This is a genomic window from Streptomyces sp. NPDC055078 (genome assembly GCF_053607985.1).
The window spans coordinates 1-11405 of record NZ_JBSGUP010000236.1; the positions used below are offsets into that span (position 1 = coordinate 1).

Consider the following 11405-nt stretch of genomic DNA (forward strand, 5'->3'; position numbering starts at 1 on the left):
GTCAGACCTGAGCAAGGACCCTGGAATGGCAAAGGCGCAGTCCATGCTGCGCAAGGCAGTAAGAGCGGGAACGGTCAGGGCTCCGAAATGAATCCCGAGCAACTGGACCTGGAAACCTGGCGAGCAGCCATGATGTCCGACCTCAACGGCACTGACATCGGGCTCGCCACCAGAGCACTACTGGCGCTGACATACGACGATCCGGACCGAAAGCGGGTTGAGGCCATTCTGCTCGACCGTCTGGCCTCTGATGAAGCCGATGGTCAGATCAAGGCTCTGGCCGTGACCTGCGTGGGTCATCTTGGGAGAATTCACAAGTCCGTCAGTACTGATGCAGTACATCGCCTTGAGGGACTGCTCGACGACCCCGTTCTGGGCGGCTTGGCAGAGGACGCCCTGGGCGATCTGAACCATTTCGTCAGGGCTCGGGCGGACCCGCCCACTTGACCACAGGGATGCGGGCAACAAGCAGGCATCACATGACCACCCGATCACACGTGATCCAGATCACATAAAGTTTCTGTCAGTTCGCATGCAACCCTTTCGGCCACCCACGGGTCAATCCTTGCGTACCAACGGCCTCACCCGTGCACCCCCATCTCGGAAGGCCCTCCCAGACTCCGTGCCGCAGCGATGCGGCACCCAGACTTCGCAGAGGTCTTCATGAAGATCCGCCGCGCTGTGGCCCTCGCCGCAGCGACCGCCGTCATCGCTCCCGCGACGCTGCTGGCCGCGCCGGCCGCGTACGCGACGAGCCCCACTCCGTCCGCGTCGGAGTCGGAGTCGAAGTCGGCGGACCCGTCGGAGTCGGCGACCACGCCGTCCGACAACGAGTCGAGCCCGGCGAACCGGACCAGCCAGTCCGCGAGCGCGTCCGCGTCCGCCTCGGAGAGCGCGTCCACTTCGCCGTCCGCCTCCGCTTCGGCCAGCGAGTCGGCCAGTTCGCCCGCACCCTCGTCAAGCTCCACCGCACCCACCAGGCCGGCGGAGCCGCCGCTCTGTGACGACACCGAGCCGCCGGTCGACAAGAACCTTCAGGTCGGCCTCTCGGGTCTTCCGTCGAAGATCGTCGCTGGCAGCGGGTTCAAGAACTTCAAGCTGAACGTCGCCAATAAGAGCGAGAAGAAGTACGAGCGGGTCGACCTCGGTGTCTTCACCGCCGCGTGGGACGACGATTTCGAGCTGACGGATGAATTCCTGACCCTTCAGTTCAAGGACCCGGAGACCGGTGCCTGGACCGATATCTCGTCCGACGACGAGACGGCCGGTTACCTCGGTTACACGGACATCAGGGCGAAGGAATCCTTCTCCATCGACCTGCGGCTGAGTGTGGCCAAGGCCGCGCCGGCCGGCAGCGGTATCGCCATCACCGTCGGCGTCTACGCCGATGCCGAGGGCAACTGTGTCATCGCCGGCGGGGAGAACCTCTACGAGTTCGATATCCTCGCCGCCGGTTCGAAGCCCGGTGATGTCAACGAGGCGAAGCCGCAGGGCGGCAAGAAGCCGCTGCCGCCCAAGCCTTCCGGCAACACCCAGATCAACCCGCAGGGCAACCTCGCCGAGACCGGCTCCAGTTCCGTCCTGCCCACCATCGGGATCGTCGGTGGAATCGCCGTCGTCGCCGGTGCCGGTGTCGTCTTCGCCATGAAGCGCCGCCGTGGAGACGCCACCGCCTAGCGGTAACGCGTCACAGACACAGGGAGGTCGCTGCGCTCGGAGGGGGGTGCAGCGGCCTCTCTGCGTACGAGGTCCCTCTGCGTACGAGGTCTCTCTGCGTGCGAGGTCCCTCTGCGTGCGGGACCGGTACCCAAGGGGCCGGTAGCCGGGGGCAGGCAGGTCAGGTCCGTGGCGGCACCCGCGGGATGCCCAGGAGCGGGAGGCGCAGCTCGCCGAAGGCGCCGGGAGGGACCACGGGAGAGCGCGGCTGGACCGGGGCGAGGCGCAGGTAGGCCGCGCTCTGGGGTGGGCGGGGGTCGGGGTCGCTGTGGTTCGGCCAGAGGGACATGGCGCGTTCCGCCTGGGCGGTGATGGTCAGGGAGGGGTTCACACCCAGGTTGGCGGAGACCGAGGCGCCGTCGACCACGGAGATGCCCGGGTGGCCGAAAAGACGGTGGTACGGGTCGAGGACACCGGTGGCCGGGGAAGCGCCGATGGGGCAGCCGCCGAGAAAGTGGGCGGTGAGCGGGGTGCCCATCAGTTCGCCGATGTTGGAGCCCGCGAAGCCGTTGATCTCCTCGGCGAGGAGCGTGGCCGCGCGGGTGGCCGCCGGTATCTGGTTCGGGTTGGGCACGCCGTGGCCCTGCCGCGCGGTGAGGAGGCCCCTGCCGGGACCGCGCGGCCTGCGGTACGTGGTCAGGGAGTTGTCCAGGGACTGCATGACCAGGCCGATGATGGTCCGCTCCGACCAGCGCCGGTTGGAGAGCGAACGCACCGCCCGCACCGGATGCCTGGCCAGCTGCCCCAGCCAGCCGGCGACCCGGGCCCGGGTGCGGTAGGGGACCTGGAGGATCGTCAGTCCCCCCATGGCGTTGGAGCCCTTGCCGTACCGCACCGGTTCCATATGGGTGTTCTCGTCGGGGTGGATGGACGAGGTGATCGCGACCCCCCGTGTGAAGTCGACGCCGTCACCGCCGTGCCGCCTGCGGTAACGGCGGCTGTCGGTCTGCGCGCCCACCAGGGCCTCGGAGTTCGTACGGGTCAGCTCGCCCAGCCGCCCGGAGATGCCCGGCAGCAGACCGGTGTCCTTCATCCGGTGGAGCAGGGTCTGCGTGCCGTACGTACCGGCCGCGACGACGACCCGGGCCGCCGTGAACGTACGCCCCCTCCCCCGGCGCCGGTCGTCGCTGGGCAGGGTCCCGACCGCGAAGCCGCCGCGCGCGTCCTCGGTGAGCGTGACGGCGGTGGTCATCGGGTGGACCGTCGCGCCCGCGCGTTCGGCGAGATGGAGATAGTTCTCGTTGAGGGTGTTCTTCGCGCCATGGCGGCAGCCGGTCATGCACTCGCCGCACTCGGTGCACGCCCGGCGGGCGGGGCCCGCACCGCCGAAGTAGGGGTCGGGGACCTCCGTACCCGGAGCGGCCCGTACGGTGCCGTCGGCGTCGGCGCCGTCGCCGAAGAACACGCCGACCGGTGCGCGGTGGAAGGTGTCCCCCACGCCCATCGCCTGGGCCGCCGCCTTAAGGTGGACGTCGGACGGGGTCATGGTCGGGTTGATCCGGACCCCGAGCATCCGCCGCGCCTGGTCGTAGTACGGCTTCAGCTCCTCCTGCCAGTCGGTGATGTCCCCCCACTGTGGGTCGCGGAAGAACGCCTTCGGCGGTACGTAGAGGGTGTTGGCGTAGTTCAGCGAACCGCCGCCCACCCCCGCGCCCGCCAGCACCATCACCTTGCCGAGCAGATGGATGCGCTGGATGCCGAAGAGACCGAGTGCCGGAGCCCAGAGAAAGTTCCGCAGATCCCAGGAGTTCCTGGGCAGTGTCTCGCGGGTGAAGCGGCGCCCCGCCTCCAGGACGCCGACGCGATAGCCCTTCTCGGTGAGCCGCAGCGCCGCCACCGAGCCGCCGAAGCCGGACCCGATGACGAGCACGTCATAGTCGTAGGCGTAGTCGTAGGCGTCAGAGGCATAGTCAGAAGCGTTGTCGGAAGGGTTTCGGGCAGGGGGTACCTCGGTCATGGCTCTCCTTGGCTCTCCTCGACGCGGTGTACGGGTCAGCGCAGGCGCAGGGCCTTCATCGCGCGCAGGGAACGGCTCATGAGCGCCGCGTACTTCTCGTCGTCCATCCCGAACGACGGCGCCAGCGGCACCAGCCGCTGGTGGGCGACCGTCTGCGACTCGGTGTATCTGAGGATGCCCTCCGCGCCGTGCCGCCGCCCCAGACCGGAGTCCTTCATCCCGCCCATCGGCGACCGGACGCTCCCGTACGCCGACGCGTACGCCTCATTGATGTTCACCGTGCCCGAGCGCAGCCGGGCGGCGAGGGCGTGAGCGCGCCGGGCGTCGCGGCTCCAGATGCTCGCGTTCAGGCCGTACGCGGTGGCGTTGGCCTGCTCGACCGCCGCGTCCTCGTCCGTGAACCGGTAGAGGGAGACGACGGGCCCGAACGTCTCCTCCGTACAGACGGCCATCGGCTCCTCGACGCCGTCGAGGATGGTCGGCTCGTAGAACAGCGGGCCGATGTCGGGGCGCGCGACCCCGCCCGCGACGACGGTGGCGCCCTTCGCGACGGCCTCCTCGACATGGCGGACGACGGTGTCCAGTTGCCGCCGGCCCGCGAGGGAGCCCATATCGGCTCCGTACGCGAGTGAACCGCCGAGGCGCATCGCCTTCGTACGCTCGGCGAACCGCGCGATGAACCGGTCGGCGACCGACTCGTGGACGTACAGCCGCTCGATGGAGACACAGAGCTGTCCGGCCGACGAGAAGCAGGCGCGGACCGCGCCGGCCGCGGCCTTGTCGATATCGGCGTCGCCGAGGACGAGCATGGGGTTCTTGCCGCCGAGTTCGAGCGAGACACCGATCAGCCGGGCCGCCGCGCCCTGGGCGACCTCGCGGCCGGTGCGGGTGGAGCCGGTGAAGGAGACGTAGTCGGCACGGCGGACGATCTCGGGGCCGATGACCGGTCCCTCGCCCAGGACGATCTGGAACACCCCGTCGGGCAGGCCCGCCTCGATGAGCACATCGCGGGCCCACAGGGCGGTGAGCGCGGTCTCGGTGTCCGGTTTCATCACCACGGCGTTGCCGGACACGAACGCGGGGAGCGCGTCGCCCACGGACAGTTCCAGCGGGTAGTTCCAGGGCGAGATCTGGCCGACGACTCCGCGCGGCTGACGCAGCTCGGTGGCTTGGGTGAGGACGGGGATCACACCCGTGTGCCGCTTCGGGCGCAGATACGCGGCGGCGGCGCGGCCGTAGTGGCGGGCGGCCATGGCTACGGCCTGCACCTCCTCATGGGCGTGCAGGCGGGCCTTGCCGGTCTCCAGCTGGATGAGGTCGAGGATCTCGGCCTGCCGCTCCAGCAGGATGTCGTGGAACCGCAGCAGGACGGCCGCGCGGGCCCGGACGGGGGTCGCGGCCCAGACCGGCTGTGCCGCGCGGGCCCGGGCGAACGCCTCGGCGACGTCATCGGGTGTGGCGGCGGGCAGATCGGCCAGTTTCCCGTCGGTGAACGGAGTGTGATTGGCGGTACGGCCGGACCCGACGACGCCCCGGACGAGCTGGGCGACCACCTCCGGTGTCACCACGTCGGCGGCGGTACGGGCGCCGGGGGGTGCGGCGGCGGTGGGGTTGGTACCGAGATCGGTGGCCTTCGACTCCGTCGTCATGAAGGCGAGGGTATGTCGCGGGGCGGAGGTTTGGGTACCCGCCGGTAACAGCTTTTGGCGCAGCGGTGCTATCGCGCCAGCGATCGCTGGCAGATACGGGCTGATCAGCATTGATCAGGTTGATCGAGGGCTGATCTAGGGGTGATCAAGAGGCGATCGAGGGGTTGTCGCGTGAGGCTCGGCGCTCGGGACCTGTGCGGGCGCACCCGGCGGCGCGGTCAGAGATCCTGGATCTCGAGGTGCTTGACCACCTGGTCGAACAGCTCGGTCCCCTTCTGCGCGGCCCAGCCCTCCGAGGGCCCGGAGACGCGCAAACGCCAGTAGACCGGGCTGGATCCCCCGTCGCTGACGAGCCGCTCCTGCCAGCGGTGGCGGATGGGGTCGTCGCCGGTGGCGTTGTAGGGCACATGGTCGACCGTCGTGTCGAATGCCGTCTTGCCCTGCTGTTCGGCGTCGGTGATCGTCACCTTGGCCTCCTCGATCTCGGTGCCGTTCTCGCCGCCCTTCTTGTAGTGCTCGCTCCAGGCGCTCCTGGTGGGCGGAATCTCGTCGTTCGCCTCACCGGTTTCGACCCGCTCCAGAGAGACCGTGAAGACACCACTGGGGTCCCAGTAGGTCACGCTGGTGATCCCGGTGCGGTCGTCGTCCTGGACGCGCTCGTACTCGGACGGTACGGCGATGTTCGCGGCGACGACCTCGCGGTCCGAGCGGACCTCCCAGCCGTCGGGCATCGCGTCGCCGCCGAACGGGTTGGCGAAGATGAGGACGAGAGCGACCCCCACCGCCACCAGACCGCCGCCGATTCCGTACTGCGCGGGCCTGTTCCGGTGGAGCACGGGCGGCACCCAGCGGCTGCCGCCGGCGGCCGGGGCCGGGCCGCCGCCGGGGTGAACGGCCGTCGGGCCGAAGGCTGGCTGGGGCGGGCGGGCCACGGTTTCTAGGGTCTGGCGGATCTCCGCCGCGCCGGGACGCATCGCCGGGTCCTTGCGCAGCAGCCGCATGATGAGCGTGCCGAAGGAGCCCATGCCGCGCGCGGGCATCTGGGGCTCGGCGGAGAGAACGGCCTGGAGGGTCGCGGGGACGTTGGAGCGCCGGTACGGGGACATGCCCTCGACCGCCGCGTACAGCACCACGCCGAGCGACCAGAGGTCCGACTCGGGTCCGGGGTGCTGTCCGAGCACCCGCTCCGGCGCGATGAACTCGGGTGAGCCGACGAACGCGCCCGTCTCGGTGAGGCCCTGCTCGCCCTCGATCTGCGCGATGCCGAAGTCGGTGAGGACGACCCGGTCCCCGCGTCCGAGCAGCACATTGTCCGGTTTGACATCCCGGTGGAGCACTCCGGCCTCGTGGGCGGCGGCGAGCGCGCCGAGGACGGCGAGGCCGATTCTGGCGGCCTCGCGGACATCGAGAGTGCCGTCCTGGAGACGGGCGGCGAGCGACTGTCCATGGACCAGTTCCATCACGATCCACGGCTTGTCGTCCTCGATCACCACATCGTGCATGGTGACGACGGCGGGGTGCTCGATCCGGGCGGCGGAGCGCGCCTCGCGCTGCATCCGCTGATAGACCTTGCCGCGCTCGGTGTCGTTCAGATGGTCGGGTACGCGCGGCTCCTTGACCGCGACCTCCCGGTCCACCACCTCGTCGTGCGCACGCCAGACGGTGCCCATGCCACCGTGCCCCAGCCTGCTGACCAGGCGGTAGCGTCCGCCGATCCGCCGGCCGACCTCGGGCGCGGGGCCCGTGGCACCGGAGACCGTGAAACCGGGGGCGGACGGCGGCGGGGAGACCATGGAACCAGGGGCGGACGGCGGCGATGAGTGCAGGGAACCAGGGGCGGACGGCGGCGGGAACGGCGGGACTTCGCCCCCCTGCGTCGGCATCTGCGCGGCATGCGGCGGCCTGAGGTCGTAACTGGTCGGTTCGTGCGCTGGTCCCCGCTGGTTCGTCATGCCCACATCCTGGCCAATTTCCGGCCATGGCCGCTACTCGCGCAGGTGAGCGGATGCAGACCCGTGACAGTTGCAATGATCACATCACGTTCCGGGCACCCGTACGGCGTGCCTCCCGGGGGTACCGGCGGCCGGCACCGGCCCCGGCGGCCTCACCGGGGTGGCTGCCAGCTGCGCAGCATGGTGTCGAACTGCTCGCGGGTCTCCGCCCAGTCCTCCGCGGGTCCTGACATGTAGAGCGCGTACTCCGTGCCGTCGTCGCCGTAGTACACCTGGTCGATGGCACGCCGCTGACCGGGGAAGGTCTCCCGCTCGGTCCAGCTGAACTCCCACAGCGCGGCCTTCGTGCGGTCCCGGAAGACATTGGGCTGGAGTGTGAGCTGCTGATACGCGGGGAGCCGCTTCGACAGGTTCTTCTCCAGATCGAGCACGTGCGCGTACGGGGACTCGAAGTCGGGTGAGCGGTCGATGCCGATCCGCAGGAGATGGCGGCCGTTGTCCGGTGTGTAGTCGATCTGCCCGCCGGTCTCCTTACGGGTCCAGCCCTCCGGTACGAGCAGGCTGAAACCGGCCGGGTCCTGCGCCCGGCGCCAGCCGTCCGGCACGCCGTCCGGCACGCTGTCCGAGCCGGACGAAGCGGTGGGCGAGGTGTGCGCGCTGGGCGCGCTGGGCGACGGCGTCGTGGACGGCGGAGAGGACCGGGTCGTGGACGGGGCCGAGGTGGCGGGCGCGCTCTGCTGAGCGGCCGGACGCCTGCCGGCGTCGTCGCCCTTCTCCTTGCCGTCGTCCGCGAGCCGGACGGCGACGAAGGCGGACCCGATCCCGACGGCCGCCGACAGCGTGACGACGATCGCCGCGGTACGCAGCCGTCCGCCCTTCCGCCGCGGCGGCCCCGCCGGCGCGGGGGCGAGGGTTACGGGTGCCGGGGCGGGCATTACGGGTGCCGGGGCCGTCAGCGGTTGGGGCATCGGCGGGACCGGCTGCTCCTGCGTCACCACCCTGGTGGACTCGTACGGCCCGTCGGACCGCCCACCGCCCGCCGCCGGCGGGACGGAGCCGGGCGGGACGGAGTCGGGCGCGGCAGGGGCGGAACCGGATGTGCCGGTCCCGTACGGAACGGAACCGGGCGGAACGGAACCGTACGGAACAGAACCGGGCGGAACGGAACCGTACGGAACAGAACCGTACGGAACAGAACCGGGCGGAACGGAACCGTACGGAACAGAACCGGGCGCGGCCGGGACGGAGCCCGGCGGCGTGGCGTCCGGCGGGGCGGGGACGGCACCGGGCGGGGCGACCGAGCCTGACGGCGGTCCGGGGGCAGGCCCGGACGCGGGCGCGGGCGGGGCCCCGGGGGCAGGCCCGGGCGCGGGCGGTGCCGCGAGGGCAGCGGCCTGGGGCACGACGGCCGTGTCCCCGCCGTCCAGCACCGACTGGAGCATGCGCTCCGCCTCGGCCACCGACGGTCGGGCGGTGGGCTCCTTGCTCAGCAGCGCCATGATCACGGGGGTGAGGGGCCCCGCGCGCCCGGGGTGGGGCGGCTCGTCGGTGATGACCGCCTGCATGGTCGTCAGGGGTGAGGACCGCCGGAACGGCGACACCCCCTCGACCGCCGCGTACAGCGTCGCGCCCAGCGACCAGAGGTCGGACGCGGGGCCGGGATCGTGGCCGCGTACCCGCTCGGGAGCCAAGTAGTCGATGGACCCGACGATTTCGCCGGTTCGGGTGAGCGCCGAGTCGCCTTCGATCGCGGCGATCCCGAAGTCGGTGATCAGCGCCCGGCCGTCGCCGCCGATCAGGACGTTCGCGGGTTTGACATCGCGGTGGAGCACTCCGGCCGTATGCGCGGCGCCGAGAGCGCGTACGACCTGGAGCCCGATCCGGGTCGCCTCCGGCACCGGGACATGTCCGGAGTCCCTGGTCACATCGGCGAGCGAGGGCCCGTCGACGTACTGCATGACGATCCAGGGGCGGGCGTCGTGGTTGAGCACATCGTGCACGGTGACGACCCCGGGATGGCTGATACGGGCGGCGGCCCGCGCCTCGTTCTGCGTACGGACGTGCAGTATGTCCCGGTCAGCGGCTGATGCGTACATACCGGCGGTCAGCTCCTTGATCGCGACCACCCGGTGCAGCAACTCGTCATGTGCCCGCCACACCCGGCCCATACCGCCCTGGCCTATGGCCGCACCCAACCGGTACCGCCCGGCGAGCAGCACACCCTCGCCGGCGTTCTGTGAATTCTCCACGTCCCCCGCCCAAGTTCCTTGGCAACACAGGTTACGTAAAGGAATCGCGGGCAGGGAACCGCGGGGCGCCCTCGGTGACCTCACTGTGACGCATCAGACCTGTTGAGCAAGGGTTCTTGACGGTCTGTCGGAGACGCCGCGTGAGTGACGTGGGGTCAGCCGGCCGACAGCCGATAGGCGTTGGCGGCGGCGCGATGGGCCTGGGTCACCTTGTCGCGCTGCTCGTCGGGGCCGATCACCTGGACGATGTGGTAGCGGCCGTTGAGGATCATCGCGAGGTTGCGGACGAACACCTGCCGGCCGTTGCTGTCCTGCCAGCTGTACTGGCCCTCGGCCATCACCCGCCGGCCGATCTCTATCCGCCGCAGTCCGCTCGCCTCGGCCCAGGAGGAGTCCCGGAACGGCTGGAGTTCGCGCTCGTTGTCGCGCTGGTAGAGCAGTGGATCGTCACCGTTCGCCTGGACGGTGTCCCGGCCGGGGACCACGATTAGGGTGAAGTCGCCGTCGCTGTAGCGGATCTGGCCGATGTCGTTGATGGGGCGGCGCTGCCAGGACTTGTCGACGGCGACCTGGAAGCCCTCGGGGTCCTGGCGCACGACGTAGCCGGCGGGGAGGTCACCCGCCGTCGCCGAGGTCTGCGGCTGCCGGGAACCGGCGTTCGCCGACGACGACGCCGATGGCTTCGGGTCCGGGCGGGCCGGATCGGGGCTCTGTCCGGCGGTCGTGGGGGGCGGCGCGGCCTTGCCCCGGGGTTCGGTGCCGTCGCCGGAGCCGGACTTCGGCATGAACAGCATGGCGTACGCGACGGCCGCGGCCAGGAGCAGCAGGACCACCAGCAGCAGCGTCCGGCCGAGGGAGCGCGGTCCGCGCCGCTCGCGCCGGGACTTCTTGTGGCGGTGGCGCCCATGGACCACCTCGGTCGAACCACCGCGCCGCTTGCGGACCAGCTCGCCCCGGCGGCGTACGACGGGAAGCCTGCTGCCGTCCACCGCGCTCGACGGCAGCGGGACGACGTCCATACCCGCCTCGGGCTCGGGGGCGGAGCGCACCAGCGAACGCAGCCAGCCGCGCAGCTCCTCGAAGTCCGGCCGCTCCGTGGGGTCCTGGCGCAGCAGTGACTCGACGACCGGGCGCAGCGGGCCGCACTCCTCGGCGAACGCGGGCGGCTCGGCGCAGACGAGCTGGACCAGCTCGGCGGCGCTCTCCTCGGGGTAGGGGGCATGGCCCTGGACGGAGCGGTAGAGCAGGGCGCCGAGGGCCCAGAGGTCGGTGGCGGGGCCGACGGGCGCGGCCAGCTGCCAGTTCTCATGGACGGGTCCGGCCTGCTCGGGGGCCCAGCGCTCGGTGACGGCACCGACCACGGCTATCCGCGCCTGGCGGGCCCGCTCGGCGGCGAGCGGTGTCGCGGGACCCCGGTGGACGGGGGTCTCGGCCCCGGCGCCCCGGTCCCAGCCGCCCGCGGGGGCGGTCTGCGCGGCGGCCGGGACCGGCTGCCGGTGGGAGTCCGCCCGCAGCGCTTCACCGCCCGCGCCACCCCGGTCCCAGCTCCCGGCGGCCGGCACGGGGGCCGCCCCGGAGCGGGTCGCGGGCAGCGCACCGGGGCGCGGAAGCCCGGCGGTACCACCGCGGCTCGCGGACCGGTCGCGGTACGGGTCCCCGGCGGTACGGGGGGTGGGGTAGGCGTCCCCGGCGGTGCGAGGGGTGGGGTAGGCGTCGCCGCCCGTACGGGAGGTGGAGTAGGCGTCGCCGCCCGTACGGGAGCCGGGGTACGCGTCGCCGCCTGTACGGGCTGCGGGATACGCGTCGCCGCCTGTACGGGCCGTCGGGGCGGGCGGCAGTTGCCGTACGCCGTAGGGGTCGCTGTTGCGGTGCGGGTTGGGGC

General features: G+C 71.3%; 6 protein-coding genes and 1 pseudogene. 2 read left to right on the forward strand and 5 right to left on the reverse strand.

Translation table 11 applies throughout. The features are described 5' to 3' along the window. Together ACWF94_RS20400 and ACWF94_RS20405 are read left to right on the forward strand one after the other, a co-directional pair. Positions 1-447: hypothetical protein (locus tag ACWF94_RS20400; RefSeq protein ID WP_453490004.1), on the forward strand; the 447-nt coding region annotated here is incomplete at its 5' end. Positions 448-633: 186 nt separating this feature from the next. Then, a complete protein-coding gene (locus tag ACWF94_RS20405; protein ID WP_453490007.1) occupies positions 634-1677 on the forward strand; it encodes a hypothetical protein in 1044 nt (347 codons plus the stop codon). Between the two features lie 160 nt (positions 1678-1837). Here the strand turns inward: ACWF94_RS20405 and ACWF94_RS20410 are convergent, their stop codons facing one another. The 5 genes and pseudogenes from ACWF94_RS20410 to ACWF94_RS20430 form a co-directional block, all read right to left on the reverse strand. After that, the gene (locus tag ACWF94_RS20410) at positions 1838-3673 is read right to left on the reverse strand and encodes a GMC oxidoreductase (protein WP_453490010.1); all 1836 of its coding nucleotides are present in this window, start codon (positions 3671-3673) and stop codon (positions 1838-1840) included. 35 nt (positions 3674-3708) lie between these two features. Further along, complete coding sequence (locus ACWF94_RS20415) at positions 3709-5322, reverse strand: succinic semialdehyde dehydrogenase (RefSeq protein WP_453490013.1); 1614 nt, start codon at positions 5320-5322, stop codon at positions 3709-3711. A gap of 218 nt (positions 5323-5540) precedes the next feature. Then, positions 5541-7274, reverse strand: coding sequence for a serine/threonine-protein kinase (locus ACWF94_RS20420; RefSeq protein WP_453490016.1), 1734 nt, complete (start codon positions 7272-7274; stop codon positions 5541-5543). A 152-nt stretch (positions 7275-7426) separates the two neighbouring features. Then, the gene (locus ACWF94_RS20425) at positions 7427-9523 is read right to left on the reverse strand and encodes a protein kinase domain-containing protein (RefSeq protein ID WP_453490019.1); all 2097 of its coding nucleotides are present in this window, start codon (positions 9521-9523) and stop codon (positions 7427-7429) included. Between the two features lie 155 nt (positions 9524-9678). After that, positions 9679-11405 (reverse strand): annotated as a pseudogene (locus tag ACWF94_RS20430) (hypothetical protein); the annotation flags it as partial.